This window comes from Kitasatospora saccharophila, assembly GCF_039529925.1.
GTDB lineage: Bacteria > Actinomycetota > Actinomycetes > Streptomycetales > Streptomycetaceae > Kitasatospora > Kitasatospora saccharophila.
On the sequence record NZ_BAAANS010000083.1, the window covers coordinates 1 to 26,445 of the forward strand.

Below are 26,445 nucleotides of genomic sequence, written 5' to 3' on the forward strand. Positions count from 1 at the left end.
GGCCGAGCCGGCTGCCCGGCCCGCCGTCGCCCAGCCGCCCGCCCAGCACCCGCCGCACCCGGCCGCCGCCGCGTGCCCGGCGGCGCGCCGCGAGCAACCAGGCCGCACCGAGCAGTCCGCCGGCCAGCCCGGCGAGCACCCCGAGCGAGGTCGCCGCGCAGGCCGCGCCGTACGCCCCGGGCGTCCCGTGCGCCCCCGCCATCACGGCCTCCTGACCGCGGAGCGCAGCAGGTGCCACGCCACCGCCCCGATCACGCACAGCCCGAGCACCCAGGCGAACTCCAGTTGCCCCACCGTCACGTCGCCTCCCCCGCGGTCCGCACGGCGGCCGCTCCCCCGCCCGTTCCCGCCGCCGGCGCCGGCGCCGGCTCCGCCACCGGCCCGCCGCACCCGGCAGCCGCCCGGTCCGGTCCCGTGACATCCGGGTGCGGTGGCAGGTCGACGCCGCGTTCGGCGCACAGCTCCCGCAGCCGGGCCCAGCCGGGGCCGGGGCGGGCCCGGCCGTCGCGCTCGAAGTGGACGGCGGCGGCGGTGGCGGTCAGGCCGTCGGGCCCGCAGGTCAGCAGGTGGAGCCCGGTGACCCGGCGGCGGCCGTCGGTGCGGTCCCGGCCGAGGTGGACGACCGCGTCCAGGCCGGCCCGCAGCTGGCTGTGCAGGGACTGCCGGTCGAGCCCGGCGAGCGAGCCGAGGGCCTCCAGCCGGGCGGGCACGTCGGCCGCGGTGTTGGCGTGCACGGTGCCGCAGCCGCCCTCGTGGCCGGTGTTCAGGGCCGCCAGCAGGTCGACCACCTCGGCGCCGCGGACCTCACCGACCACCAGCCGGTCGGGCCGCATCCGCAGCGCCTGCCGGACCAGGTCGCGCAGGGTCAGCTCGCCCAGCGACTCCTGGTTGGGCGGGCGGGACTGCAGCCGGACCACGTGCGGGTGGTCGGGGCGCAGTTCGGCGGAGTCCTCGGCGAGGACGATGCGTTCGTTGCCGGGGACGAGGCCGAGCAGGGCGGCGAGCAGGGTGGTCTTGCCGGTGCCGGTGCCGCCGGAGATCAGCAGGGAGAGCCGGGACCGCAGGACGGCGGCCAGCAGGTCGGCCCCGGACGGGGGCAGGGCCCCGGCGGCGACCAGTTCGGGGAGGGTGAAGGGATCGCTGCGGCTGGTCCGCAGCGAGATGTGGGTGCAGTCGGCGGCGATCGGCGGGAGGACGGCGTGCAGCCGGGTGCCGTCGGGCAGCCGGGCGTCCACCCAGGGGCGGGCGTCGTCCAGGCGGCGACCGGCGGCGGTGGCCAACCGGTGGGCGAGCCGTCGGACGGCGTCGGCGTTCGGGAAGCGCACCTGGGTGGCGCGCTCCAGGCCGCGGCCGCGGTCGACCCAGATCCGGTCGGGGCCGTTGACCAGGACGTCGGTGACCCCGCTCTCGGCCAGCAGGGGGTCGAGCGGGCCCGCGCCGACGATCTCGGCGCGCAGGCTGCGCACGGCGGTCAGCACGTCGGCCCCGCCGAGCGGTGGACCGGAGGCGCGCAGGGCGGCGGCGACCGGCCCGGCGGTGGGCGGCGCACCCGCCTCGGCGAGCCGGATCCGGACGGCGTCCACCAGTTCGGCGGCCCCGTCCGGGAGCGCCCCGGCGGCGCGACCGGTCGTCGTCCCGTCGCCCGCCGGGGCGGCGGGCGGCCTCCGGTGCACCAGGTAGCGCACCGGAGGGGCCTGTCGGCGGTCGGGGGCGGGCGGGCCGTCCCCGACCGGGAGGGCGGCCTCCGCGGGCCCCGAGGGGGCGCTGGAGAGGCTGCGGGGGCGCGGTACGGCGATCCGGCGGTGGGTGCGGGTGATCGGCCGCCGGACGGCCCGCCGACCGTCCTGGTGGCCCTCCTCGGCCCGGTCGTCCCCGGCCCGGCCCTCCCCGTCGTGGAGGTCCGCGAGGTCCGCGACGTCCACGACGTCGGCGGGGCGGGCGGCGGCGGTGTGCAGGTGGTTGGTCACGGTCTCTCCTCAGGCCGCCACGACGGGCGGCATCGCTTCGGTCAGGAACCGCCCGCAGAACCGGGCGAGCGGCCCGTGCTCCCGCAGGCCGGGCGGGACGCCGCGTTCGGCGTCCAGGGCGAGGCCGGGCTCGGGGGCCAGCTCCCCGGCGAGCCGCAGCCGCAGCCCGCGGGCCGCGTCGGCGGCGGTGAGCCCGGACGGGCCGGGGGTGCGGACGACGGCCCGCAGGTCGGTGAGCCGCATCCGGACGGCCGCGGCGACCCGGTCGGCGGCCGCCAGGGCGCGCAGTTCGGCGGGCACCACGAGCAGCCCGGTGTCGGTCTGTTCGAGGGCCTGGGCGGCGGCCGCGTCGAGCTGTCTGGGCAGGTCGAGCACGACCAGCCCGCCGCGTCTGCGGGCGGCCGCCAGGACGCTGCGCATCGCCTCGGCGGGGATGGCCAGGGTGTCGGACCTGTCCCAGGACAGGGCGCTGAGCCGGTGCGGTTCGGGCAGGGCCCGGGCCAGCTCGGCGCCGCTGATCCGGCCCCGGGAGGCCGCGAGGTCCGGCCAGCGCAACCCGCCGTCCTGTTCGGCGCCGAGCAGGACGTCGAGTCCGCCGCCGAGCGGGTCGCCGTCGATCAGCATGGTGCGGTGCCCGGCCCGGGCGGCGCGGACCGCCAGAGCGCAGGCCAGCGTGGAGGCGCCGGCGCCGCCGCGCCCGCCGAGCACGGCGACGGTGAGCGCGGGTGGGCCGACGCCCTCGGTGGCGTCCGCGATCCGGTCGAGCAGCCAGGACTGCGCGTCCGGCAGGAAGAGCACGTGCTCGGCGCCGAGCCGGACGGCGCGGACCCAGATCTCGCCGTCGTCGAGGTCGAGGCCGAGCAGCAGCACGCCGGGGCGGCGGGGCAGGCCGGCGCACTGCTCGGCGAGGTCGTCGCCGACCAGCACCAGCGGGGCGGCCTCCCACAGCCGGGCGGGCGGCGGGGCCCCGCCGAGCAGTCGTGGTTCGGCCCCGGCGGCGGCGCACAGGCGGGTGAGCTGCTCGGCGAGCGCTTCGTCGGCGGTGAGGACCAGCGGCCCGGGCGGGGGCTCGGGGGCGCCGGCGCGCGGGTCGGTGACGTAGGCGGACAAGGCGGTCCTCCCGTGGTGCGGGGACGGTCTGACGGCGCGTCGGACGCGGAACCCGGACGGGGCTCCGCGGGGCGGCGCGAACACCACGGTGAAGGAAGGCGCGGAATGCGTCAGCCGACTTCCGATTGCCTGTGGATAACTCGCCCCTGTGGATAACCGGGGTCACTCGGACGGGGGCTAAAGGGGCTCGGAATTGACGCATCGGGTATACCGATATGACACTCGCACAACTACGCAGAGTGACAAAAACTTGAGGTGCGAAGGAACCTCGACAACGGTCCGCGAACCGCTGGAGCACCCCCCGCAACCACTGGCACCACCACTCCCTGGAAGCTCAACTACCAAGGGAAATGGGCCCGGACATGCGACGACCCCCGCCGGGGGGGAGAGCGGGGGTCGTCTATCCACGGCCCGGCTCGGGGGGGAGGAGCCGGACCGGGTTAGCACGGTCGCGCGAACGATCCGTGACTTCCATGGTGTACCCGACCGGCCAGAAACACAAACCCGCACGCCCACGAGTCCACCGAATGGCCCTCCCTTTTGGTCGCCCCTCTATCCTCGGTTCCCGTGGACACCACCGAGAACGCCGACGAGAACGCCGACTTCACCGACCACCGCCCGGACCGGACCGGCTACGGCGTGCCCCGCACCGCCGCCTTCTTCGACCTCGACAAGACGATCATCGCCAAGTCCAGCGCGCTCGCGTTCAGCCGGCCGTTCTACCAGGGCGGCCTGATCAACCGCCGCTCGGTGGTGAAGAGCGCGTACGCCCAGTTCGTCTTCCTGGTCGGCGGCGCGGACCACGACCAGATGGAGAAGATGCGGGCCTACCTGTCCGCACTGACCCGCGGCTGGAACGTGCAGCAGGTCCGGGAGATCGTCGCGGAGACCCTGCACGGCATGATCGACCCGATCATCTACGACGAGGCCGCCTCGCTGATCGAGCAGCACCACGCGGCCGGACGCGACGTGGTGATCGTCAGCAGCTCGGGCTCCGAGGTGGTCGAGCCGATCGGCCAACTGCTGGGCGCGGACCACGTGATCGCCACCCGGCTGCACGTCGAGGAGGGCCGCTACACCGGCGAGATCGAGTACTACGCGTACGCCGAGAACAAGGCCGCGGCGATCCGCGAACTCGCCGAGCGGGAGGGCTACGACCTCGCCAACTGCTACGCGTACAGCGACTCGTCGACCGACCTGCCGATGCTGGAGGCGGTCGGCCACCCGGCCGCGGTGAACCCGGACCGGGCGCTGCGCAAGGAGGCGGCGGCCCGCGAGTGGCCGGTGCTGGTGTTCAGCCGCCCGGTCGAACTGACCCGCAGGCTGCCGGAGTTCCACGCACCGAGCCGCTCGGTGGTGGCCGCGGTGGCGGTCGGCGCGGCGGTGCTGACGGCCGGGGTGCTCTGGTACGGCGCGCGGCGGCGGCGCCCGGCGGCGGCCTGAGCGGGCCGCCCGGACCGGCGCGGTCGGAACGGACCGGACGGGCCGCGGCGGACATCCGCACGACGTCGGCCGGACACCGCCCGGCGCCCGGCGGGTTCGCCAAATCGGACAAAACTCGACGCAAGCCGTCAAAAGCTCCGTTTTCGGGTTCCTCTTTCGGGCGATCTGGGGTAGAAATGGGTTACGGCCCGCGAGACCCGGTCAGGACCCCAAGAGGTCGAACCGACAACGCAGTTAAGGCCCCACGGACCGACGCACGGACAATCGGGCACCCACATGCAGCCGACCCGCTGTCGGGCCGCCGCACCAGGTGAACGGGCACAGGACCCCGCCTGATGGGCATTGAAACGGTGCATGCACTGGTAACCCGGTCTCCGTGCCAGCGGCGACGCCCGGAAGTCTCGGGCGCCGCCGCAACCGCGTTCCGGACGCGGTCGTCCGGGGCCCGGCCTCAGACCATGCCGCGCTGCATCGCCTCGCACACCGCGGTGCTCTCGCGCACGCCCAGGCCGAGCGCGGCGGCGCAGTGCACCAGCCAGCGGGCGACGCCCTCGGGGGTGCCCTCCAGGTAGCCGAGCAGGGCGTGCCGGTAGGCGGCGGTGCCGAGTTCGGCGAGGCCGACCTCGGCGGGGCAGATCGCCTTCGGGTCGAGGCCCTCCGCGGTCAGCACGATCCGCTGGGCGGCCCGGGCGACCAGGCCGTTGTGGGTGCCGAACGGGCGCAGCGCGAGCAGTTCGCCGTGCACCACGGCGGCGGTCACCAGGGCGGGCGCGCCGCCGGTGGGGCGTTCGGCGCGGGCGGCCAGCAGCCCGGCGAGCTGGTCGAGGCGGGCGGCGGCCTCGGCGGGCGGGGGCGGCGGCGGGAGTTCGCCGACCGGGCCGTCCGGCGCCTCGCCCTCGGTGGCCTCGATCTCCAGCGGGAACAGCGGCGCGGCACTCTCCCCGTCCCGGCGCGGCCGGCCGGCCGCGGGGTCGCCGTCGCCGGCCGCGAGCAGGTGCAGCCGGGCCAGCACCTGGAGCGGGGAGGTGCGCCAGACGCTGAGCAGTTGGCCGGCCTCGGCGGACAGCCGCAGGGCGGCGCCGACCGTGCGGGCCCCGGGGTCGGCGCCGAAGTCGGTGCGGCGGCGGACCTCCTCCAGCGGCCAGTCGGCACCGTCCAGGGCGGCCGAGGCACGGGCGCCGCGCAGGGCGGACTCGGAGGTCACCTCGGCCGCCCGGCGCCGCATCACGCGGTGCCCGTAGAGGCGGTCGACGTTCTTGCGCACCTCGGCGACGGCCTCGGGGACCCCGGCGAGCCGGGCCAGCGGGGCGAGCGGGTCAGTTCCTGTGGTCACCTACCCGAGAGTAATGACTCCGCGGGGCGGCCGGGAGGCAACCCCCGGGTCACCCTTTCGTGGCAATCCGCCTTTCCCTCATGTGCGGCACCCCAAACCACCGCTAGCATGACCACTAATCGGTGACGATAACGGTTTCCAACAAGCGCCCGGCCCGGCGAGGACCGGCGGGCGCGCCAGAGCCAGAGAGCCGGAGACTCAGAGATGAAGATCGCCTTCGTCGGCAAGGGCGGCAGCGGCAAGACCACCCTGTCCGCACTGTTCATCCGCCACCTGGCCGCGGCCGGCCTGCCGGTGCTCGCCGTCGACGCCGACATCAACCAACACCTCGGCCCGGCCCTCGGCCTGACGGACGACCGGGCCGCCGCGCTCCCCTCGCTCGGCGCGCACCTGCCGGAGATCAAGGAGTACCTGCGCGGCGACAACCCGCTGATCCGCTCCGCCGAGGAGATGATCAAGACCACCCCGCCCGGCCCCGGCTCCCGGCTGCTGCGGATCGTCGAGGAGAACCCGGTGTACGCGGCCTGCGCCCGCCCGGTCGCCCTGGACGAGGGCTCGGTCCGGCTGATGGCGACCGGCGCCTTCACCGAGGAGGACCTCGGAGTGGCCTGCTACCACTCCAAGGTCGGCGCGGTGGAACTGCTGCTCAACCACCTGCTGGACGGCCCGGACGAGTACCTGGTGACCGACATGACGGCCGGCTCCGACTCCTTCGCCTCCGGCCTGTTCACCCGCTTCGACCTGACCTTCCTGGTCGCCGAACCCACCCGCAAGGGCGTCTCGGTGTACCGCCAGTACAAGGAGTACGCCCAGGACTTCGACGTCCACCTGCGGGTGGTCGGCAACAAGGTGCAGGGCCCGGACGACCTGGACTTCCTGTGCCGCGAGGTCGGCGAGGACCTGTACGCCTGCTTCGGGCAGTCCGGCTGGGTGCGTCGGCTGGAGCGCGGGGACGAGCCGCCGCTGCGCGAGCTGGAACCCCCGAACCGGGAGGTGCTGGCCCGGCTGCAGACCGCCGCCGACACCGCCCACGGGCTGCGCGATCCGCACCGGTACAGCGCCCAGGCGGTCCGCTTCCACCTGCGCAACGCGGAGAGCTGGGGCAACGCCAAGGTCGGCGCCGACCTGGCCGGCCAGGTCGACCCGGACTACGTGCTGGGCGTCGGGCAGCCCCGGACCGCCGGGGTCTGATCCCCCGCCCGCCCCGCCGACCCCCCGAGGGGCCGGTCCGACCACCACGGCCGGACCGGCCCCTCGGGCGTTCCCACCAGGAAATTCCCGCCCGGCCGGGGTGCCACACGATGTGGTGAACGCCCCTATTTGTACTGGCACTCGAAGCGCACGCTGTGCAAAGGTTCCATTACTCTCGGTTTACCAACTCTTGAAGTACGTGAAGCACAGGTCGCCGCAGGCCGTCGTCGCCGCGCGCCACCCCGCCACACCCGCTGTGACCACGACAGCCGATCCGACCAGGCGCACCCGCCGGACCTGACTGCGTTCGTTCCCCCGGAAGAAGACGGGAAGACCCCATGACCCTCGACATCTCCAGCGCCCCCATCGCCTCCGACACCACCGACCACGCTCCGCCGGGGAGCGGCCCGGCCCCGGGCCGGGTCCGCGCCCTGCTGGCGCACGACCTGCCCGCCTCCCTCGCGGTGTTCCTCATCGCGGTGCCGTTCTCGCTCGGCATCGCCCTCGCCACCGGCGCCCCGCTGACGGCCGGTCTGGTCGCCGCCGCCGTCGGCGGACTGGTGGCCGGGCTGCTCGGCGGCACCCACCTCCAGGTCAGCGGCCCCTCCGCGGCGCTGACCGTGGTCACCGCCGGGGTGATCGCCCAGTACGGCTGGCAGACCGCCTGCCTGATCACCGTCGCCGCCGGCCTGCTGCAACTGCTGCTCGGCTCGCTGCGGGTGGCCCGCGCCGCGCTCGCCGTCTCGCCCGCCGTGGTGCACGGCATGCTGGCCGGCGTCGGCGTGACCATCGCGATCGCCCAACTGCACGTCATCCTCGGTGGCACGCCGCACAGTTCGGCGCTGGCCGACCTGCTCTCGCTGCCCGGCGAGCTGGCCGGTCCGCACCTGCCCGCGCTGGTGGTCGGCCTGCTGGCCCTGGCGGTCCTGTACGGCTGGCCCCGGCTGGGGCGGCTGCCCGGCGCGGCCGGCCGGATCGGCGCCCGGCTGGCCCGGCTGCCCGCCGCACTGGTCGCGGTGGCCGCCGCCACCGCGCTGTCGCTGATCGCCGGACTGCGGCTGGCCCGGGTCGAGCTCCCGCTCTGGGAGCACCACCAGTTCTTCTCGGCGCCCCCGCTCGGCGTGCTGGCCGGCCACTGGGCGGCGCTGCTCGGCCTGGTGCTGACCGTCACCGCGGTGGCCGGCGTGGAGTCGCTGCTGTCCTCCGTCGCGGTCGACCGGATGACCCGCCGCAGCGGCGACCTGGACCGCGAGCTGCGCGCCCAGGGCGCGTCCAACCTGGTCTCGGGGCTGCTCGGCGGCCTCCCGGTGGCGGGCGGCGCCGTCCGTTCCACCGCCAACGTGCAGGCCGGCGCGGCCAGTCGGGCCTCCGCGGTGCTGCACGGCTGCTGGGTGCTGGTCGCGGCGCTGGTGCTGACCGCCGGGCTGCGGCGGATCCCGCTGGCCGCGCTGGCCGCGCTGGTGCTGGTGGTCGGCGTGCAGATGGTGAGCTTCGCGCACATCCGCCGGGTGCACCGGCACCGCGAGTTCCCGGTGTACCTGGCCACCGTACTCGGGGTGGTGCTGCTGGGGGTGCCGCTCGGGGTGGTGCTCGGCGGCTCGGTCGCCGTGCTGCTCGCCCTCTACCGGCTGACCCGCGCCCACGTCGATGTGCTCGCCGATGCCGACGGCTCGTGCACCGTCCGCACCCACGGCCCGCTGACGTTCGCCGCCGTGCCCAAGCTGAGCCGGGCGCTGGGCCGGATCCCGGCCGGGGCGCGGGTGACGGTCCACCACGACGGCTCCTTCCTGGACCACGCCGCCTACGAGGCGCTGCACGCTTGGCGCACCGGCCACCAGGCCACCGGCGCGCAGGTCACGATGGTGACCGAGCGCCAGCCGAAGGACGTGCTGGATCCGGACGGCACCGTCCGGGCGGGCAGCTCCCCCGGCCCGCACCGCTGCCGCGCCTGGACGCCCTGGGTCGGCCACCACTGCATCGAGCAGAACGAGGACGACCCGCACGTGCGGCTGCTCGACGGCGTCCGCGGCTTCCAGCAGCACACCGCCCCGCTGGTCCGGCAGGAGCTCGCCCGCCTCGCCCGGGACGGCCAGACGCCCTCGCAGCTCTTCCTGACCTGCGCGGACTCCCGGATGGTCACCAGCATGATCACCAGCTCCGGTCCGGGAGACCTGTTCACCGTCCGCAACGTCGGCAACCTGGCCCCCGCCCCGCACGAGCCGGGCGCCGCGGACGACTCGGTGGCCGCCGCCGTCCAGTACGCGGTGGAGGTGCTGGAGGTCGCCTCGATCACGGTCTGCGGGCACTCCGGCTGCGGCGCGATGAAGGCCCTGCTGGACGGCGTCACCGAGGCGGCCGGGCCGCCCACCCCGCTGGCCCGCTGGCTGCGCAACGGGCGCAGTTCGCTCGACCGGCTGCGGCGCGCCCCCGCCGGGTTCGAGGGCCGGCCCGCGGCGGACGTGGTGGAGCAGTTGTGCGTCACCAACGTGGTGCAGCAGCTCGACCAGCTGATGGCCAACCCGGCGGTGGGGCGCCGGGTCGCGGACGGCTCGCTCCGGCTGGTCGGGATGTACTTCGACTTCGCCACCGCGCAGGCGTACGTGCTGGACGCGGAGACCGGGCGTTTCGCACCGGTGCACGCGCGGGTCGAGCCGGAACAGGACCTCGCCGCCTAGCGCGGGGCCGTCCCGCCTAGCGCGGGGCCGTCGTCACTCCAGGAGCCGGGCCAGGTCGGCCGGGGTCACGTAGCCGGGCCAGCGGTGGTCGGTGAAGAGGTGGACCCCGGCGTCCTGGTAGCACTGGTCGACGAGTTGGGAGCAGATCATGTGCCGGGTGCTGGCGACGAAGCGTCGCAGCGGGGGGCCGGCCGGGAGGTGCAGGCGGGCGGCGGCGAGGGCGAGGTAGTCGGCGAAGCTGTAGGGGGTGCCGACGTAGGAGCGGGCGGCCGCGGTGATTGCGGCGCGCTGCTCGTCGGTGAGCGGGATCCGGCCGGTGGACCAGCGGGCCGGGACGCCCTCGTACGCGGAGAGCGGGCCGAGCCGCGCCCCACCGGGCTGGGCCTCGACCAGCAGGCCGTCGCCGACGTGGACGAAGGCGTGTTCGTAGTCGGCGAAACCGTCGCCGTTGAGGAACTGGCCGATCCGGATCAGGCGGCCGGTGCGGCCGTCCATCCGGACGACCGCGAAGTCACCGGGGAGGGGAGGGGTGGGGTTCATGGCGGTACCCCCGTCACGGATGCGTACGATTGCGTACGGTGATGGCGCACTCACCCTCAGTGGAGTACCGGCCGGTGGGGACGTCAAGGCGTCGCGCGGGATTGACCGGCGCGGAGGACGGGAAAACGTCGGTGGGGCCTGCGGGAGGTCCGGGGCCGCGCCCACCTGGGCGGGAGCCCTCGATCGATCAAAGGTCTACACCAATTTCCCGGCAGCTCTTGTCAACGGAGCCGTTGGCCTGGTGAGCTGTGCGCTGGGACACACGGGACAATCCCTCACGCACGGGGTTCCCCGGTATTTGAGACTCGATGAGGAGTGCGCGTTGAGCAACGAGAGCCTGGCCAATCTGCTCAAGGAGGAGCGGCGTTTCGCCCCGCCCGCGGAGCTCGCCGCCTCCGCCAACGTCACCGCCGACGCCTACGCGCGGGCCTCCGAGGACCGGCTGGCCTTCTGGGCCGAGCAGGCCCGCCGACTGAGCTGGGCGGTCGAGCCCACCGAGACCCTGGACTGGTCGAACCCCCCGTTCGCCAAGTGGTTCGCCGACGGCAAGCTGAACGTGGCGTACAACTGCGTGGACCGCCACGTCGAGGCCGGCAACGGCGACCGGGTCGCCATCCACTTCGAGGGCGAGCCCGGCGACAGCCGCGCCATCACCTACGCCCAGCTCAAGGACGAGGTCTCCAAGGCCGCCAACGCCCTGCAGGAGCTCGGCGTGGCCAAGGGCGACCGGGTCGCCGTCTACCTGCCGATGATCCCCGAAGCGGTCGTCGCGATGCTCGCCTGCGCCCGGATCGGCGCGGCCCACTCGGTGGTCTTCGGCGGCTTCTCCGCCGACGCGGTGGCCTCCCGGATCAAGGACGCCGACGCCAAGGTCGTCATCACCGCCGACGGCGGCTACCGCCGCGGCAAGCCCTCCGCGCTCAAGCCCGCCATCGACGAGGCACTGACCAAGGTCGACGGCGTGCAGAGCGTCCTGGTCGTGCGCCGCACCGGCGAGGAGGTGGCCTGGACCGAGGGCCGCGACGTCTGGTGGCACGAGCTGGTCGACGGCCAGTCCGCCGAGCACACCCCCGAGGCGCACGACGCCGAGCAGCCGCTGTTCATCCTGTACACCTCGGGCACCACCGGGAAGCCCAAGGGCATCCTGCACACCTCGGGCGGCTACCTCACCCAGGCCAGCTTCACCCACAACGCGGTCTTCGACCTCAAGCCGGAGACCGACGTCTACTGGTGCACCGCCGACATCGGCTGGGTCACCGGCCACTCGTACATCGTCTACGGCCCGCTCTCCAACGGCGCCACCCAGGTGATCTACGAAGGCACCCCGGACACCCCGCACCAGGGCCGGATGTTCGAGATCGTGCAGAAGTACGGCGTGACCATCCTCTACACCGCGCCCACCCTGATCCGCACCTGGATGAAGTGGGGCGACAGCATCCCCGCCCAGTTCGACCTCTCCAGCCTGCGGGTGCTGGGCTCGGTCGGCGAGCCGATCAACCCCGAGGCGTGGGTCTGGTACCGCGAGCACATCGGCGCCGGCAAGACCCCGATCGTCGACACCTGGTGGCAGACCGAGACCGGCGCGATCATGATCAGCCCGCTGCCCGGCGTCACCGAGACCAAGCCCGGCTCCGCCCAGCGCGCCCTGCCCGGCATCGGCGCCACCGTCGTGGACGACGAGGCCCGCGAGGTGCCCGACGGCTCCGGCGGCTACCTGGTGCTGACCGAGCCGTGGCCGTCCATGCTGCGCACCATCTGGGGCGACGACCAGCGCTACGTCGACACCTACTGGTCGCGCTTCGAGGGCCGCTACTTCGCCGGCGACGGCGCCAAGAAGGACGAGGACGGCGACATCTGGCTGCTCGGCCGGGTGGACGACGTGATGCTGGTCTCCGGCCACAACATCTCCACCACCGAGGTCGAGTCGGCGCTGGTCGGCCACCCGGCGGTCGCCGAGTCCGCGGTGGTCGGCGCCACCGACGCCACCACCGGCCAGGCGATCGTGGCCTTCGTGATCCTGCGCGGCACCGCCACCGACAGCGAGGAGCTGATCGCGGAGCTGCGCAACCACGTCGGCAGGACGCTCGGCCCGATCGCCAAGCCGAAGCAGATCAAGGTGGTCTCGGAACTGCCGAAGACCCGCTCCGGCAAGATCATGCGCCGCCTGCTGCGCGACATCGCCGAGGGCCGCGAGGTGGGCGACACCACCACGCTGGCCGACTCCTCGGTGATGAACCTGATCCAGTCCCAGCTGCCGGCCGCCGGCTCCGAGGGCTGACCCACCGCAGGCCACCGGGCCGGGCCCCGTTCCGCACGCAGCGGAACGGGGCCCGGCCCGTTCACCGGCGCACCGGCCGACCCACCGACCCGGAGCCAGGCGGCCTGTCAGCCGGGCGACCGAACGCCCGGGTGCCCCACCGGCCCGGCACCCGGGCGCGGCCCGGGGTCAGGCCGCCAGCGCCCGCAGCACCTCGTACGCGCTCTGGGCGAACCTGCGCCGCCCGGTGGCCAGCGGCCCGGCCAGCGCGACCAGGCCGGTCTGCGCGGCCCGGTCGAAGCCCACGAAGGCGGTGCAGCGGCCGGTGGAGCCGCTGTGGAAGACCACCTCGCGGTCCGCGGCCTCCTCGGCCGGGCGGTGGTGCCAGCTCAGGCCGATCCGCTGCCCGAAGCCGCGCCGGGCGACCCGGGGCAGCGACACCTCGCGCAGCGCGGTGCGCAGGCTGGCCGCCGCCCCGGTGCGTTCCGGGATCGGTACCGCGTCCACCGACAGGTGGGCCTGGAGGTAGCGCAGCATGTCGTCGGCGGTGGAGCGCAGCGCCGCCGCGCCGGGCAGCGCCGGGACCTTGAACGAGGGGATCCAGCGGCCGCGCCGGTACCCGGTGGTCTCGTCCCGCCCGGTGCCGCAGGAGGTGTCGATCAGGCCGAGCGGCTCGCAGACCCGCCCGGTGAGCAGTTCCTGGTAGCGCTGCCCGGCGGCGCGCTCCAGCACCAGGCCGAGCAGTCCGGCGCCGAGGCTGGAGTACCGCACCCGGGTGCCGGGGGTGCCGCGCACGGGGGTGCGGGGCAGCGCGCGCAGCAGGTGCGCGGCGCTGAACGTGGCGTACGGGCTGGTGAACCAGCGGGGCACCGCGGCGGGGGCCAGGCCGACCGGCAGCCGGGGCAGTCCGGAGGTGTGGGTGGCCAGGTGCAGCAGGGTGATCGGGCGCTCGTGCGGGTAGCCGGGCAGCACCTCGGCGGGCAGGTAGCGGTCGATCGGGTCGTCGTAGCCGACCTCGCCGCGGGCGACCATGTCGGCGAGCAGCAGCGCGGTGAAGGTCTTGGTGACCGAGCCGAGTTCGAACCGGGTGTCGGCCCGGACCGGGCGCTCCCCGGCCCGGTCCGCGTAGCCGCGGCAGGCGACGGTGCGTTCGGTGCCGCGGATCACCGCGACGGCCAGGCCGCCCTCGGGCGCGGCGGCGGCGAACAGCGGGCGCAGCAGCTGTTCGAGGTCCGGGTCGGCTAACGGGAGCGGGGCGGTGTCGGCGCCCTCGGCCCCCCTCCCCTGCGGACCCACGGCCTGGACCGGTATGGGTTCGGTTTCCTGACTGGGCATCGTTTCCTCCATGACGGGGCGGGCGGCCGGGGCGGCGGCCCGCTTCTGCGGCCGACCCTAGGAACGCGGCGGGTCGTCCGCATCCGGCCGAACCCATCCGGGTCAGCGCGTCGGAGCCCGCCCGCCGCACCCCCGGCAACCCCCATAAAGTGGGACGAACCGATTGACCGCTTGTCACGCGCCGTAGGATGTCGGGGAACCATCGAGCACTTGAGGCGCGCCGGGAAGTCTGGTCGGCACCGCACCACCCGTGTGTCCGCACACCGCCGCCCCAGGAGGTCCCCGCCGTGGCCAGCCCGTCCGACGACCGCAGCAAGCCCGGTGACCGCCGGCAGTTCCTCGGTCTGCTGTCGCTGCCCGAGCGCCGCTACCTGACCGACGCGCTGCGCACCGAGACGGTCGGCGGCGTGCTGCTGCTGGTGGCCGCGGCGCTGGCGCTGCTGTGGGCGAACCTGTGGCCGCACGCCTACGAGGCGGTGCTGGAGTACACCGTGGGGCCGAGCGGGCCGCTGCACCTGGACCTGCCGCTGGAGGCGTGGGCGCAGGACGGGCTGCTGACGGTCTTCTTCTTCGTGGCGGGCATCGAGCTGAAGCGCGAGTTCGTCGCCGGGGAGCTGCGCACGCCGAGCGCGGCGGCGCTGCCGGTGGTGGCGGCGGTGTGCGGGGTGCTGCTGCCCGCGGTGCTGTTCACGGTGATCAACGTGGCCGCGCCGAGCGGGCACCCGGCGGGCTGGGCGATCCCGACCGCGACCGACATCGCCTTCGCGCTGGGGGTGCTGGCGGTGGTGGGCAGTCACCTGCCGTCCGCGCTGCGAGCGTTCCTGCTGACCCTGGCGGTGGTGGACGACCTGATCGCGATCCTGATCATCGCGGTCTTCTACTCGTCCGGGATCCGGTTCTGGGCGCTGGGGGCGGCGCTGGCGGGGCTGGTGCTGTTCTGGTTCCTGCACCGGCGCGGGGTGCGCGGCTGGTGGCTGTACGTGCCGCTGGCGCTGGTGATCTGGGCGCTGATGCACGAGAGCGGGGTGCACGCGACGGTGGCGGGCGTGGCGATGGGCCTGCTGCTGCGCTGCCACCGCGAGGAGGGCGAGGAGGAGTCCCCCGGCGAGCGGATCGAGCACCTGGTGCGGCCGCTGTCGGCGGGCCTGGCGGTGCCGGTGTTCGCGCTGTTCGCGGCGGGGGTGCCGGTCTCGGCGGAGATCCTGGGCGAGGTGTTCACCCAGCCCGCGCCGCTGGGCATCGTGATCGGCCTGCTGGTCGGCAAGTCGGTGGGCATCTTCGGCGGCACCTGGCTGGCCGCCCGCTACACCCGGGCCACCTTGAACCCGCAGCTGACCTGGTCCGACCTGGTGGCGCTGGCCACCGTCGCGGGCATCGGCTTCACGGTGTCGCTGCTGATCAGCGACCTGGCGTTCCCGGACGACCACCACCTGGCCCAACTGTGCAAGGAGGCGGTCCTGGTCGGCTCGCTGACCTGCGCGGTGGTCGGCTCGCTGCTGCTGAAGCGGCGCAACCGGCACTACCGGGAGCTGTGCGAGGAGGAGGACCGGGACGAGGACGGCGACGGCATCCCCGATGTGTACCAACGGCAGGGGTGACACGCCCTCGGGCGGGTACCCGGAGTGGTGCCCGACTCGCCGGTAGGGGCATGATGCTGAGCTGACACCCACTCGCGTGACGCACTCTCAGGGCGCTTCACCAGCCCGTCGAACGGAGACCTCCGATGGCCGCAGGAGCCGCACCCTCGAACGGCCGCACCCCGCACGAGGGCGAGCGGACCGTCGGCGAACTGTTCGCCGACGCCACCGCCGAGCTGTCCAGCCTGGTGCACGACGAGATCGCGCTGGCCAAGGCCGAGATCAAGGCGGACGTGGTGCGCGGCGGCATCGGGACCGCGGCCGGTGCGGTGGCGGGCGTGGTGGCGCTGGCCTCGATCCCGATGTTCTCCTTCGCCTTCGCCTGGGGCCTGCAGGCGCTCGGCATCACCACCGGCTGGTCGTTCGCCATCGTCGGCGGGGCGTACGTGCTGATCGCCGCGCTGCTGGCGTTCCTGATGGTCCGGTACTTCAAGAAGATCCGGAAGCCGGAGCGGACCATCGCCGGTGCGCAGGCCACCGCCGAGGTGCTGAAGAACGCCAAGCCGCGGCCGGCCACCAAGGAGGAGATCGACCGGGCGCTCGGCCGGATCCGGTGAACACCGGCCGGTAACGGTTGCGCGCGTGCGTGAGTGCCGGGCGGGTGCGGGGAGTGCGGATGTGACAGGCTGCGGGTATGTCGTTGGACCAGAAGCCCGTGGATGAGACCGCTCCCGCTCCCGTCCCGCCCGTACCCGCGCAGCCGTGGAGCGTCCGCTCGGCCGGGCCGTGGACGCACCGGGACCTGGCCGCGAACGGGGCGCGCTTCCACATCGCCGAGCTCGGCGAGGGTCCGCTGGTGCTGCTGGTGCACGGCTGGCCGGAGTACTGGTGGGCGTGGCGGCACCAGCTGACGGCGCTGGCCGAGGCGGGCTTCCGGGCGGTGGCGCTGGACCTGCGCGGCACCGGCGGTTCGGATCGCACCCCGCGCGGCTACGACCCGAGCAACCTGGCGCTGGACGTCACCGGCGTGATCCGTTCGCTCGGCGAGCGGCGGGCGCACCTGGTCGGGCACGCCACCGGCGGCACGCTGGCCTGGGTGGCGGCGGTGATGCGCCCCTCGGTGATCCGCAGCCTGACGGTGGTGTCGGCGGCGCACCCGCGGCACCTGCGCCGGGCGCTGCTGACCGACCGCAAGCAGATCGCCGCGTTCGAGCACGTGCTGGGCTTCCAGCGGCCGTGGATCCCGGAGCGCCGGCTGGTCGCGGACGACGGGGCGCTGGTGGGCGAGTACCTGCGGGCCTGGACCGGGCCGAACATGCTGCCCGCCGAGGCGGTGGCGGCGTACCGGCAGGCGATCCAGGTGCCGAGCACCGCGCACTGCTCGATCGAGCCGTACCGCTGGCTGATGCGCTCGATGGCGCGGCCGGACGGCATCCAGTTCGCCCGCCGGATGAAGAAGCAGATCACCGCGCCGGTGCTGCACGTCCAGGGCGCCTCGGACCCGGTGCTGCTGCCGCGGACGGCGCTGGGGGCGGGCGAGTTCGTGTCGGCGCCGTACCGGTGGCGGCTGCTGCCGGGGGTCGGGCACTTCCCGCACGAGGAGGTCCCGGCGGAGTTCACCGCGGAGCTGATCGAGTGGGTCCGGCAGCACGGCGAGGACTGAGCGGGGCGGGCCGACGGCGGTCCAACCGGCCGCTGCTCCGGCCGAGTTGGCGGCGTTCATATGACAAGTGCATAGGCCAGTCGGCGGGCCCGGAGGCGGTTACTCCGGGCGGCCCGGGGGAATCCCTCCGGTATGACCTGGATGCCCGAACGAGAAGCCCAGCCGCGCCGACGCCGCCGTGGTAGCAGCAGCTCGCAGCCGCACGTCCCGCAGCCGGAGTGGCCCTACGAGCCGACCGGGCGGACACCACGCGGCGCGGGGTACCGGCTCGGCATTCCGAAGATCATCGGTCGGCGCGCCCGCTGGGTCGGCGCCCGGCTCCGCCGGGAGGGGTGAACCCCGCTCCCCCGCACGGGAACGGACCGCGCGGGGACGGACCGCACGGGAACGGACCGCACGGGAACGGACCGCACGGAAACGGCCGGGGCCGGTGAGGAGGCTCCTCACCGGCCCCGGCCGTCCGTCCGGCGGGCTCAGCTCAGCACGGACGGCGAGATCGCGGTGGACCACAGCAGCAGCGCGAACGTCGCCAGCGTCATCACCGGCACCAGGATCTTGGTCTCCACCTTGTTGCCGGTGCGCTTGATCAGCACGATCTCGTAGCGCTCCTTGTGCGGCCACAGCAGCGGCGAGCCCTGCTTGGTCAGGCAGTCGCCCAGCAGGTGCGCCAGCGTGCCCAGGGCCACCGCGTAGGGCAGCCAGCCCGGGGCGCTCGGCAGCCAGTTGAGCATGCCGAAGGTGCCGAGCGCGGCCAGGCCCATCACGGTGATCCAGCCCTGCGGGCCGTCCCCCGGCGGGTGCAGGTGCAGCGACTTGATCGCCATGGCGAGCAGGAAGAACGTCAGGCCGATGGTGAAGTTGCGCCCCAGGTAGGTGATCCCGGCCCAGCTGCCGCCGCCCGTCAGCGCCACGAACAGCAGCGAGTGGGTGGCGTGCCGGTGACCGCCGGAGATCCAGGCCACGAACTGGCACAGCACCTTGGAGATCGGGCCGAGGAAGTTGGCGATGGTCCCGTCGTGGTGGTCCAGGTCCGGCAGCAGGGCCGCGCCCGCGCACAGCACGGTGCCCATCAGCACGTCGGCCGGCTGCAGGTGCATGCCCATCAGCGGCGGTACGAACGGCGCGGTGGCCGCGAACAGCAGAGCGCCGCTGACCGCGTGCGAGTGACCCATCATGACGTGTGTCCGACCTCCCGTGGGGCTCCCGTCCATGGCGGCCCGGCTGGGCCGTTCGGGTGAGCTCGGCCGACGCTACCAGCACCGGCGGACGGTCCGTCAGAGTGGTTTCGGCCCCCGGACGGTCACAGCGCGCAACCCTCGGTGCTGACCTTCCCGGTGGCGGCGGCACCCTGCACGACGTCCTCCTTCACCTCGGCGGCGGTCAGCACGTAGCCGGTGTCGGAGCTGTCCAGCGACTTGGCGAACACCACCCCGTACACCTGGCCGTCCGGAGTGAGCAGCGGACCGCCGCTGTTGCCCTGGCGGACCAGCGAGCGCACCGAGTAGACGTCCCGGACGACCTGGCCGCGGTGGTAGATGTCCGGGCCGTTGGCCTGGATCCGGCCGCGGATGCGGGCGGGCTGGACGTTGAACGCGCCGTTCTCGGGGAAGCCCGCGACGATCGCCGAGTCGTTGGAGCGGGCCTCGCCCGCGAAGGCCAGCGGCGGGGCGTTCAGCTTCGGGACGTCCAGCACCGCGATGTCGCGCTGCCAGTCGTAGCGGACCACCGTCGCGTCGTACAGCTGGCCCGCGCCGCCGATCTGCACGGTCGGCTCGTCGACGCCGCCGACCACGTGGGCGTTGGTCATCACCCGGTGCGGGGCGAACACGAAGCCGGAGCCCTCCAGGGTCTTGCCGCAGGAGGTCGCGGTGCCCAGCACCTTCACCAGCGAGCCCTTCGCCCGCAGCACGCCCGGGCTGTTGGCCAGCGCCGGGTCGGGCGGCTCCACCTCGGTGATCGGCTCCTGCTCGAACGGGTTGAACACCTGCGGGAAGCCGTTTCGGGCCAGGTCCTGGCTGAGGTCGGAGAACCAGTTCGGGGCGTCGTCGGGCAGCGCCCCCTGCACCGTGCCCAGGACCTTCGAGCTGCGCACCTGCTTGGAGACGGTCGGCAGCGAGGTGCCCGCCAGCGCCGAACCGATCAGCCAGGCCACCAGCAGCATCGACAGCACGTTGACCAGCGAGCCGCCGACCGCGTCCAGGGTCTTCACCTTGTTCCGGCCGATCCGGCCGCGCAGCTTCCACCCGAAGTGCGTGGTGACCGCCTGCCCGACCGCGGCCAGCACGATCACCACCACCACGGCCACCACCGAGGCGGTGGTGCCGGGCGAGAGGTGGTGCAGCAGCAGCGGCAGCAGCTGGACCGCGACCAGACCACCGCCGAGGAAGCCCAGCACCGAGAGCACGCCGACCACGAACCCCTGCCGATAGCCGGACACGGCGAAGCCGAGCGCGGCGGCGATCAGCAGCAGATCCAGGACATTCACCCGAACACCCTCCCACGTCCCGCCGGGCGGGGGACACCGGTCCCCCGCCGTCGCCCGATCGGGTCAATCCGGCGGGCAGCGAGTGCGGGTCGGTTGGGACCGTCGGATCATCCGACCTTCCGGCCGGCCGACCGCGCGACGGTCGGGCGACCGCCGGGCGACCGCCGGGCGGGACCCCGCAACGACCAGGGAACAGGGAGCCGAACCATGGAACAGCCCAGGTGGGACGTGCCGGTGGTGGACCGCACCGAGTTCCAGCCCGCCCTGGACGTCCCGCCGCCCGGCCCGCAGAACCGGCTCACCGTGCTGCTGCGCCTGCTGCTGCTGGTCCCGCAGTACGTGGTGCTGTGGCTGCTGTCGGTCGTCGCGTTCGTGGTGGTGGTGATCGGCTGGTTCGGCGCGCTGTTCGGCGGCCGGCTGCCGCGCTTCGCCGCCGACTGGCTGAGCGGCTACCTGGCCTACGACACCCGGGTCTACGCCTCGTCGCTGCTGGTCACCGACCGCTACCCGCCGTTCCGGTTCGCCGCCCTCGACCACCCCGTCCGGATCGAGCTGCGGCCCGGCGGGCCGCTGAACCGGCTCGCGGTGTTCTTCCGGCTGCTGCTGGCGATCCCCGCCGCGATCGTCCAGGGCCTGCTGCAGACCGGCTGGTGGATGCTGTCGTTCGTCAGCTGGCTGGTGGTGCTGGTGCTCGGCCGGATGCCGGAGGCGCTGTTCGGGGCCACCACGGCGGTGCTGCGCTACCGGATGCGCTTCCAGGCGTACCTGATGATGCTGACCGCCGCCTACCCCAAGGCCGTGTTCGGGGACCCGGCCGACTCCGAGCCGCCCCGCTCCGCGACCCGGCCGCTGGTGCTGACCGGGGGCGCGAAGGCGCTGCTGGTGGTCTACCTGGTGCTCGGGGTGATCGGGTCGACGGCGGGCTCGGTGACCACCGACTGGGACTCGTACGAGGACGGCGGGGACACCGTGTCGACCATGGCGCCGCTGCCCCGCTGAGGACCGCCCGGCCGGGCCGCTGCTGTTGCCGCCCGGCCGGTCGGCCACTCGGCCGGTCAGCCGCTGCGCTGCGAGAGTTCGACGGCCTCCTCGGAGAGCTCCAGGGTGCGCCGGGTGTCCCAGGGGCGCTCCAGGCCGCTGAAGTGCAGCACCCGGTCGATCACCCCGGCGGTGAAGCCCCACACCAGGCGGCCCGCCACCTCGAACGCGGGCCCGGTGAACCCCGACGGGTGGCGCAGCTTCGCCCGGTTCGCCGGATCGGTCAGCTCGGCCAGCGGCACCCGGAACACCGCGCCGGTCTCCGCCGGGTCGACCACCGCGACCGGCGACTCCCGGCGCCACCAGCCCAGCACCGGCGTCACCACGAACCCGCTGACCGGGATGTACAGGGCCGGGAGCCGGGCGAACAGCTGCACCCCGGACGCGTCCAGGCCGGTCTCCTCGACGGCCTCGCGCAGCGCCGCCGCCAGCGGACCGCTGCCCGCCGGGTCGCCGTCCTCCGGGTCCAGCGCACCGCCCGGGAAGGACGGCTGGCCCGCGTGCGAACGCAGGCTGCGGGCCCGCTCGATCAGCAGCAGGTCCGGCCCCGCCGGACCCTCGCCGAACAGCATCAGCACCGCCGACGGGCGGCCGCCCTCGGCGGGCGGCAGGAACCGGCTCAGCTGCTCGGGCACCGCCCGCTCGGCGGCCTCCCGCACCGGCAGCAGCCACGGCGGCAGACCGTCCCGCACCAGCACCGGCGGCGTCGGCGTCATGAGGCCGCCCCCGTGCTCCTGGCGGCCTTCGCGGGCTTCGCGGCCTTCGCGGCCTTCGCGGTCGGCAGGGCCTCCGGGTCGGTGTCCGGCAGCGGGTGGCCGGCGGCCAGTTCGGCGCGGGCCGCGGCCTCCCCCGGGAAGTCGGCCGGTGGGCGCAGGCGTTGGCCGGGCTGTCCGGCCAGCTCGTACTTGAGCAGCTTGCGGGCCTGCTCGGGGTCGGTCTCCCCGGTCCCGTACGAGGGGCAGAGCGGCGCGATCGGGCACGCCCCGCAGGCGGGCTTGCGGGCGTGGCAGACCCGGCGGCCGTGGAAGACCACCCGGTGCGAGAGCATCGTCCACTCCGACTTCGGGAAGATCGCCATCACGTCGGCCTCGACCTTCTCCGGGTCCTCCTCGACCGTCCAGCCGAAGCGGCGGGCGAGGCGTCCGAAATGGGTGTCGACCGTGATCCCGGCGCCCCCGAAGGCGTTCCCGATCACCACGTTGGCGGTCTTGCGGCCCACGCCCGGCAGCGTGACCAGGTCCTCCAGCCCGCGCGGCACCTCGCCGTCGTAGCGGTCGCGCAGTGCGATCGACAGGCCGATCAGCGACTTCGCCTTCGCCCGGAAGAAGCCGGTGGGCCGGATGACCTCCTCCAGCTCCTCGGGGACGGCCGCCGCGAGGTCCTCCGGCGTCGGGTACTTCGCGAACAGCGCGGGCGTCGTCTGGTTCACCCGCAGGTCGGTGGTCTGCGCCGACAGCACGGTGGCCACCAGCAGTTGGAACGGCCCGTCGAAGTCCAGCTCCGGGTGCGCGTACGGGTAAAGCTCCGCCAGCTCACGGTTGATCTTCCGGGCCCGCCGCACCATCCCCAGGTGCGTCTCGGGCTTCTTCCGCCCGGCCTTCGCGACCTTGCTCTCTGCCATGCACGAAGGCTACGCCGAAGCGACCGGGGCGCGGCCGGGATTCGGCCGCACCGAACCCGTCGCCCCCGGCCCGGTGTCTGCCCCGCCGGGTCGGCCCGCCGGTTCAGAGCAGTGCGGCAACCGCCTGCTGAGCGACGCCCGCGATGGTGAACAGGCCCGGAACGCCGCCGCAGCGCCCGTAGAGCGAGCGCATGACCGCCCGCAGCGTGGTCCGGGCCTCGGCCGCCCGGGGCAGGTGCTGCTCGACCACGGCCAACTCGTCCAGGCACGCCTGCGGGTCGGACAGCTCGTGCCGGTGCTGCAGCAGAGCCTCCCGGAGATCCCCCAGGCACCGGCGGGCCTCGGCGAGATCGGCCGCCGCCGAGCCGGCGGTCTGGTGCAGCGTGCTGTCCCGGGCCGCCGGGGCGTTCTGGACGCTGCCGGTGAGGTCCCCTCCGACGATCACGCCGTAGTTGACGGAAGCGGACGGACGCTGGTCAGGGTTCACGGATGCTCCTCCGGTCACTCGGAGCCCCCGGCTCCGGGCTGGTTGGTGACGTTGCCCGAGATGTCGCCGCCGGCGATCACCCCGAAGTTGTAGATCTGCGTGGCCTGCGCCCGGTAGGCGGTGAGGTCGATGTGGCGGTGGCCGAGGAAGACCTCGACCGTCTCGAACACCCGGCGCTGCATCATCTGGACGTAGCGGCGGGCGTCCTCGTACATCTCCATGTCGTCGATGTAGCTGGTGGAGTACGCCTCACGCAGGCTGACCGGACCGCCGCCGTCGCGTTCGGGCTCGCGGGCCGCCGCGTTCGAAGCCAGCGGGCGGGCGACAGCGTCGACCAGGTCGAACAGGGCGTTCAGCCAGGAGGTCCGCAGCCACCTCCAGGACCACGGCGGCGGCGGATCGGTGGCGGGGTCGAGGTCCTGGTTGAGCGGCCCCGTGATGTGCGGCCGGGCGGTCACCCGCAGGAACCCGCTCTCGTAGGCGAAGTTGACGATCAGCGATACGGCCAGTTCGCCGTTCCAGGACAGGATGCGGGCCCACAGGTACCGGCGAGCGACGAACTCACCCGGCCCCGCGTCGGGTTTCCCGACCGCGAGACCCTCCAATTCCAGCCAGTCCCGATCGTCCAGGTCCTGCCAGCGCTTCGCCGAGAGGGTGGCGATCCCGAGGACTTCGACGTCGGCCAGCGGATGGTCCGCCGCGTGCATCGGTGCCGGGTCGAGCAACCGGTCCGCGACGTAGTCGTGCAACTCGGGGACGGTGAACTGGCGGAATCCGGAGGGCGAATCCGCCCGATCGGCCGTCTCGGGAAAAGGAAGGTTCTTCCGAATTCGGGAACCGACCTCCAGTCCGATTTCCTGCTCCGCAGCCTTTCCATCCGGCCGCGGGGGCACCGGCTCGACGTCGATGCCGATGGAACTCTCCGGCCAGACCGTCCAACCCGCGCCGATGAAGTGGTCCCGGGCGCCCGTGCTGCGCAACCGCCGTTCGTGCGGGAGCGCGTACGGGGTCGGCCACACCTTCCGGAGCCGGCGGGCGACGGCCGGCTCACGGCTCCGGCCGGCACTGAACGCGTCGGACCGCAGGGCGTACGTCGCGTACTGGGCGCGGACCCGGTCGATCCAGAACGCCAACCAGGCGCCGCCGAGCACCACGCCGCCCGTCACCGGCCACGACACCGCCCGCTCCGCACCGCAGACCACGCCCGGCGCGACCAGCAAGGCGGTGAAGGACCTGCGCCAGACCCTGAGCCGGACCGCCCGGAGGCAGTGCGCGACCACCAGCGGCTGGTCGAACCCGAAGGACGGCACCGGGCGTTCGACCGCCACCCGGCGCAGCACCCAGTCCGCGTACGCCTCCCCCCGGAGGATTCCCGGTTCCTCCTTGCGCTTCTTCCCGGTCTTCAGCCAGCGCTCGATCCTGATCTGCAGGCCGTTCTTCCTGGAATAGGCGTTGACCGCCAACCTGCGCGTCACCTCGGACGGTTCACCGTCCTCGAAGCCATCGCTCCATTCCGACAATTCTCCCCCACCCTTTACGGGAATTCCCGACCCGCTGGCGGACGACCGTACCAACCGGACCGCCCGACCGCTGCCCACTCCGACGAAGAGGACCACGGCGGTACGGGGTTGACCGAAAACGAACGCTGGCGGCGGGGTCAGTGCCCGTGGGGTTCGGCGGCGGGAGTGGCGGTGGAGGGCTGAGCAGGGGTGGGGGGCTGGGCGGTGGTGAGGGTGAAGGCGGCGGTGTGGACGGTGCCCCCGTGCTGGAAGTCGAGGAAGAGCCGGTAGTCGCCCGGGCTGGGGGCGGTGGTGGTGAAGTCGACCTCCGGGCCGGGGGCGGTGGTGCCGTCGCCGGGTTCGCCGTCCGGGTGGACGTGCAGGTAGCCGAGGTCGCCGGCCCGGAGGACCACCAGGTGGCCGTACGCGGCGAGGTAGGGGTCGAGGTCGGTGACCGGGCGGCCGTCCCTGCTGACGGTGAAGGCGAGGCGGGTGGGTCGTCCGGGGGTGAGGTCGCCGGTGAGGGTGAGGGTGTAGCCGTCGACGGTGACGGTGCGGCCGGTCTGCGGGAGGGCGACCGGGCGGTAGTCGCCGGCGGCGTGCAGGTCGGCGCCGAGGGTGAGGGGTTCGGTCTCGGCGGCGGGGGTGAAGTCGGCGAAGACCCGGTAGTCGCCGGCCGCCGCAATGGTCGCCGGGGCGGTCCAGGTGCCGTCGGCGGCGCGGACGGGGTGCAGGTGCTGGAAGTCCGTCAGGTCGCGGTTGGCGACGATCAAATGAAGCTCCTTCTCGTGCACGGGCCGGTAGGCGGTGAGCGGGTTCCCGTCCGGGGCCAGCACGCGGAAGCCCAGTTCGGTGGGGCCGTCGGCCGGGACGACGGTGCGGTCCAGGCGGAGGGCGTAGCCGCGGTCGGCGACCTGCAGGCCGCCGACTCGGTCGTCGCCGCGGGCGGCCGCGGGCTCCTCGGCGTGGTCGGCGTGGGCGGCGTGCGGTCGGGCGGGGGCCGGGGCGGGGCCGACCGCGCGGCCGACGCCGTACGCGGCGGTGAAGGCGGCGGCGAGGCCGGTGGCGAAGGCGGTGACCTTGAGGGCGGTGTTCATGGCGCGCTCCTGTGGGTGGGGGGCGGAGAGCCGGGCGTTCCGACGCAGCGAGTAGATACCCCCTAGGGGTATGTGTCAATCGGGGCGGAGGCGGGGCCGCGCTGCCACGGGCCCGCATCGGCGCAGGTCGGAGGGGGTGCGGCGGGGCCGGAAATTCACCCGGGGGTGGAAGGGGTCCGACGCAGTGCTTGCGCGACATACCCCCCAGGGGTATAACTGGAGACGTCAAGCCGATACCCCCACCGGGTATCACAGGATCGCACCGGAGGTTCCCATGTCCTGCTGCTCCACCGACGGCACCTGCTCGACCACCGCGACCGCCGCCGCCCCGGCCGCCGTCACCACCGTGTTCACCGTCGCCGGGATGACCTGCGGCCACTGCGAGCAGGCCGTCGGCAAGGCGATCGGCGCGCTGGAGGGCGTGCGGGCCGTCCGGGTCGACGTGCGCGGCGGCCTGGTGAGCGTCGACTCGGCGGCCGAGCCGGACGACGCGGCGGTGCGCGCCGCGGTCGACGAGGCCGGCTACGAGTTGACCGGCCGGGCCTGAGCCCCCACCCGTAGGAGTCCGGCCCGCGGCCGGGAGAGACCACGAGGAGCCCTGATGACCACCCAGGCAGCACCCGCCTCCACCGAGGTGGAACTCCGCATCGGCGGCATGACCTGTGCGTCCTGCGCCGCCCGGATCGAGAAGAAGCTCAACCGGATGGACGGGGTCACGGCCAGCGTCAACTACGCGACCGAGAAGGCCCGGGTGGAGTTCGGCCCCGGCACCGGCGTCGCCGACCTGATCGCCACCGTCGAGGCCACCGGCTACACCGCCGCGCTCCCCGAACCCCCGGCCGCGGCGCCGGAGGCGGGCGGCGCCGGACCGGCCGACGAACTGACGCCGCTGCGGCAGCGCCTGGTCACCGCCGTCGCGCTGGCGGTGCCGGTGATCGCGATGGCGATGGTCCCGGCCCTGCAGTTCGACAACTGGCAGTGGCTCTCGCTGACCCTGGCCGCGCCGGTGGTGACCTACGCCGCCTGGCCGTTCCACCGGGCCGCCTGGACCAACGCCCGGCACGGCGCCGCGACCATGGACACCCTGGTCTCGCTCGGCACCCTGGCCGCCTTCGGCTGGTCGGTGT

23 protein-coding genes are annotated in these 26,445 nt (G+C 74.1%); 10 read left to right on the forward strand and 13 right to left on the reverse strand.

Translation table 11 applies throughout. The annotated features are described in order from the left end of the window. The 3 genes from ABD345_RS36000 to ssd form a co-directional block, all read right to left on the reverse strand. Positions 1 to 202, reverse strand: a 202-nt coding sequence (locus ABD345_RS36000) for a hypothetical protein (RefSeq protein ID WP_344558511.1), incomplete at its 3' end; no start/stop codon positions are given. A gap of 94 nt (positions 203 to 296) precedes the next feature. Next, positions 297 to 1,586 (reverse strand): TadA family conjugal transfer-associated ATPase, encoded by a 1,290-nt coding sequence (locus tag ABD345_RS36005; RefSeq protein ID WP_344558554.1) that lies wholly within the window; start codon positions 1,584 to 1,586, stop codon positions 297 to 299. A gap of 390 nt (positions 1,587 to 1,976) precedes the next feature. Then, positions 1,977 to 3,077, reverse strand: a complete 1,101-nt coding sequence (gene ssd / locus ABD345_RS36010) for a septum site-determining protein Ssd (RefSeq protein WP_344558514.1) — start codon at positions 3,075 to 3,077, stop codon at positions 1,977 to 1,979. Between the two features lie 639 nt (positions 3,078 to 3,716). On the opposite strand from ssd, the gene ABD345_RS36015 reads away from it, so the two are divergent. Further along, positions 3,717 to 4,520, forward strand: coding sequence for an HAD family hydrolase (locus ABD345_RS36015; protein WP_344558556.1), 804 nt, complete (start codon positions 3,717 to 3,719; stop codon positions 4,518 to 4,520). Positions 4,521 to 4,971: 451 nt separating this feature from the next. Here the strand turns inward: ABD345_RS36015 and ABD345_RS36020 are convergent, their stop codons facing one another. Beyond that, complete coding sequence (locus tag ABD345_RS36020; RefSeq protein WP_344558516.1) at positions 4,972 to 5,853, reverse strand: Fic family protein; 882 nt, start codon at positions 5,851 to 5,853, stop codon at positions 4,972 to 4,974. Positions 5,854 to 6,057: 204 nt separating this feature from the next. On the opposite strand from ABD345_RS36020, the gene ABD345_RS36025 reads away from it, so the two are divergent. Continuing rightward, positions 6,058 to 7,044, forward strand: a complete 987-nt coding sequence (locus ABD345_RS36025) for an ATP-binding protein (RefSeq protein WP_344558518.1) — start codon at positions 6,058 to 6,060, stop codon at positions 7,042 to 7,044. A gap of 338 nt (positions 7,045 to 7,382) precedes the next feature. Further along, complete coding sequence (locus tag ABD345_RS36030) at positions 7,383 to 9,719, forward strand: SulP family inorganic anion transporter (RefSeq protein ID WP_344558520.1); 2,337 nt, start codon at positions 7,383 to 7,385, stop codon at positions 9,717 to 9,719. 33 nt (positions 9,720 to 9,752) lie between these two features. Here ABD345_RS36030 and ABD345_RS36035 read toward each other — a convergent pair whose 3' ends face one another. Further along, on the reverse strand, positions 9,753 to 10,259 hold the full coding sequence (locus ABD345_RS36035) for a hypothetical protein (protein WP_344558522.1): 507 nt from the start codon (positions 10,257 to 10,259) through the stop codon (positions 9,753 to 9,755). 322 nt (positions 10,260 to 10,581) lie between these two features. On the opposite strand from ABD345_RS36035, the gene acs reads away from it, so the two are divergent. Beyond that, positions 10,582 to 12,537, forward strand: a complete 1,956-nt coding sequence (gene acs, locus ABD345_RS36040) for an acetate--CoA ligase (RefSeq protein ID WP_344558524.1) — start codon at positions 10,582 to 10,584, stop codon at positions 12,535 to 12,537. A 168-nt stretch (positions 12,538 to 12,705) separates the two neighbouring features. Here acs and ABD345_RS36045 read toward each other — a convergent pair whose 3' ends face one another. After that, on the reverse strand, positions 12,706 to 13,851 hold the full coding sequence (locus ABD345_RS36045) for a serine hydrolase domain-containing protein (RefSeq protein ID WP_344558526.1): 1,146 nt from the start codon (positions 13,849 to 13,851) through the stop codon (positions 12,706 to 12,708). A 287-nt stretch (positions 13,852 to 14,138) separates the two neighbouring features. On the opposite strand from ABD345_RS36045, the gene nhaA reads away from it, so the two are divergent. The 3 genes from nhaA to ABD345_RS36060 all read left to right on the forward strand — a co-directional run bounded on the left by nhaA (position 14,139) and on the right by ABD345_RS36060 (position 17,091). Continuing rightward, a complete protein-coding gene (gene nhaA / locus ABD345_RS36050; RefSeq protein WP_344558528.1) occupies positions 14,139 to 15,449 on the forward strand; it encodes a Na+/H+ antiporter NhaA in 1,311 nt (436 codons plus the stop codon). Between the two features lie 125 nt (positions 15,450 to 15,574). Further along, positions 15,575 to 16,045: a phage holin family protein gene (locus ABD345_RS36055; protein ID WP_344558530.1), complete on the forward strand. Its 471-nt coding sequence runs from the start codon at positions 15,575 to 15,577 to the stop codon at positions 16,043 to 16,045. A 77-nt stretch (positions 16,046 to 16,122) separates the two neighbouring features. Beyond that, the gene (locus ABD345_RS36060) at positions 16,123 to 17,091 is read left to right on the forward strand and encodes an alpha/beta fold hydrolase (protein WP_425556938.1); all 969 of its coding nucleotides are present in this window, start codon (positions 16,123 to 16,125) and stop codon (positions 17,089 to 17,091) included. 473 nt (positions 17,092 to 17,564) lie between these two features. Here the strand turns inward: ABD345_RS36060 and ABD345_RS36065 are convergent, their stop codons facing one another. Next, entirely contained in the window at positions 17,565 to 18,263 is a 699-nt protein-coding gene (locus ABD345_RS36065) for a metal-dependent hydrolase (protein ID WP_344558534.1), read from the reverse strand. A 128-nt stretch (positions 18,264 to 18,391) separates the two neighbouring features. Further along, entirely contained in the window at positions 18,392 to 19,576 is a 1,185-nt protein-coding gene (locus ABD345_RS36070; RefSeq protein WP_344558536.1) for a MarP family serine protease, read from the reverse strand. A 207-nt stretch (positions 19,577 to 19,783) separates the two neighbouring features. Between ABD345_RS36070 and ABD345_RS36075 the strand changes: the two genes are divergently transcribed. Further along, positions 19,784 to 20,575: a DUF4389 domain-containing protein gene (locus ABD345_RS36075; RefSeq protein WP_344558538.1), complete on the forward strand. Its 792-nt coding sequence runs from the start codon at positions 19,784 to 19,786 to the stop codon at positions 20,573 to 20,575. 56 nt (positions 20,576 to 20,631) lie between these two features. On the opposite strand, the gene ABD345_RS36080 is transcribed toward ABD345_RS36075, so the two are convergent. From ABD345_RS36080 to ABD345_RS36100, 5 genes are all read right to left on the reverse strand, one after another. Then, positions 20,632 to 21,330 (reverse strand): NUDIX hydrolase, encoded by a 699-nt coding sequence (locus ABD345_RS36080; RefSeq protein WP_344558540.1) that lies wholly within the window; start codon positions 21,328 to 21,330, stop codon positions 20,632 to 20,634. Continuing rightward, entirely contained in the window at positions 21,327 to 22,235 is a 909-nt protein-coding gene (gene nth / locus ABD345_RS36085) for an endonuclease III (RefSeq protein WP_344558542.1), read from the reverse strand. Before nth ends, ABD345_RS36080 begins: the two co-directional genes overlap by 4 nt. Positions 22,236 to 22,338: 103 nt before the next feature. Next, complete coding sequence (locus tag ABD345_RS36090; protein WP_344558544.1) at positions 22,339 to 22,722, reverse strand: hypothetical protein; 384 nt, start codon at positions 22,720 to 22,722, stop codon at positions 22,339 to 22,341. Between the two features lie 14 nt (positions 22,723 to 22,736). Further along, a complete protein-coding gene (locus tag ABD345_RS36095; protein ID WP_344558546.1) occupies positions 22,737 to 24,197 on the reverse strand; it encodes a hypothetical protein in 1,461 nt (486 codons plus the stop codon). A gap of 182 nt (positions 24,198 to 24,379) precedes the next feature. Continuing rightward, positions 24,380 to 25,318 (reverse strand): hypothetical protein, encoded by a 939-nt coding sequence (locus ABD345_RS36100; protein ID WP_344558548.1) that lies wholly within the window; start codon positions 25,316 to 25,318, stop codon positions 24,380 to 24,382. 274 nt (positions 25,319 to 25,592) lie between these two features. On the opposite strand from ABD345_RS36100, the gene ABD345_RS36105 reads away from it, so the two are divergent. Both ABD345_RS36105 and ABD345_RS36110 read left to right on the forward strand, forming a co-directional pair. Then, complete coding sequence (locus ABD345_RS36105) at positions 25,593 to 25,865, forward strand: heavy-metal-associated domain-containing protein (protein ID WP_344558550.1); 273 nt, start codon at positions 25,593 to 25,595, stop codon at positions 25,863 to 25,865. Positions 25,866 to 25,919: 54 nt separating this feature from the next. Further along, on the forward strand, positions 25,920 to 26,445 hold a 526-nt coding region (locus ABD345_RS36110; protein ID WP_344558552.1), incomplete at its 3' end, for a cation transporter.

Excerpts from the sequence above, each read along its gene's own strand:
- ABD345_RS36045 (WP_344558526.1), bottom strand. The coding sequence starts at position 13,851 with ATGCCCAGTCAGGAAACCGAACCCATACCGGTCCAGGCCGTGGGTCCG.
- ABD345_RS36105 (WP_344558550.1), top strand. The coding sequence starts at position 25,593 with ATGTCCTGCTGCTCCACCGACGGCACCTGCTCGACCACCGCGACCGCC.
- ABD345_RS36055 (WP_344558530.1), top strand. The coding sequence starts at position 15,575 with ATGGCCGCAGGAGCCGCACCCTCGAACGGCCGCACCCCGCACGAGGGC.
- ABD345_RS36025 (WP_344558518.1), top strand. The coding sequence starts at position 6,058 with ATGAAGATCGCCTTCGTCGGCAAGGGCGGCAGCGGCAAGACCACCCTG.
- ABD345_RS36035 (WP_344558522.1), bottom strand. The coding sequence starts at position 10,259 with ATGAACCCCACCCCTCCCCTCCCCGGTGACTTCGCGGTCGTCCGGATG.
- ABD345_RS36030 (WP_344558520.1), top strand. The coding sequence starts at position 7,383 with ATGACCCTCGACATCTCCAGCGCCCCCATCGCCTCCGACACCACCGAC.
- ABD345_RS36100 (WP_344558548.1), bottom strand. The coding sequence starts at position 25,318 with ATGAACACCGCCCTCAAGGTCACCGCCTTCGCCACCGGCCTCGCCGCC.
- nth (WP_344558542.1), bottom strand. The coding sequence starts at position 22,235 with ATGGCAGAGAGCAAGGTCGCGAAGGCCGGGCGGAAGAAGCCCGAGACG.
- ABD345_RS36060 (WP_425556938.1), top strand. The coding sequence starts at position 16,123 with ATGTCGTTGGACCAGAAGCCCGTGGATGAGACCGCTCCCGCTCCCGTC.
- ABD345_RS36065 (WP_344558534.1), bottom strand. The coding sequence starts at position 18,263 with ATGGGTCACTCGCACGCGGTCAGCGGCGCTCTGCTGTTCGCGGCCACC.
- ABD345_RS36080 (WP_344558540.1), bottom strand. The coding sequence starts at position 21,330 with ATGACGCCGACGCCGCCGGTGCTGGTGCGGGACGGTCTGCCGCCGTGG.
- ABD345_RS36075 (WP_344558538.1), top strand. The coding sequence starts at position 19,784 with ATGGAACAGCCCAGGTGGGACGTGCCGGTGGTGGACCGCACCGAGTTC.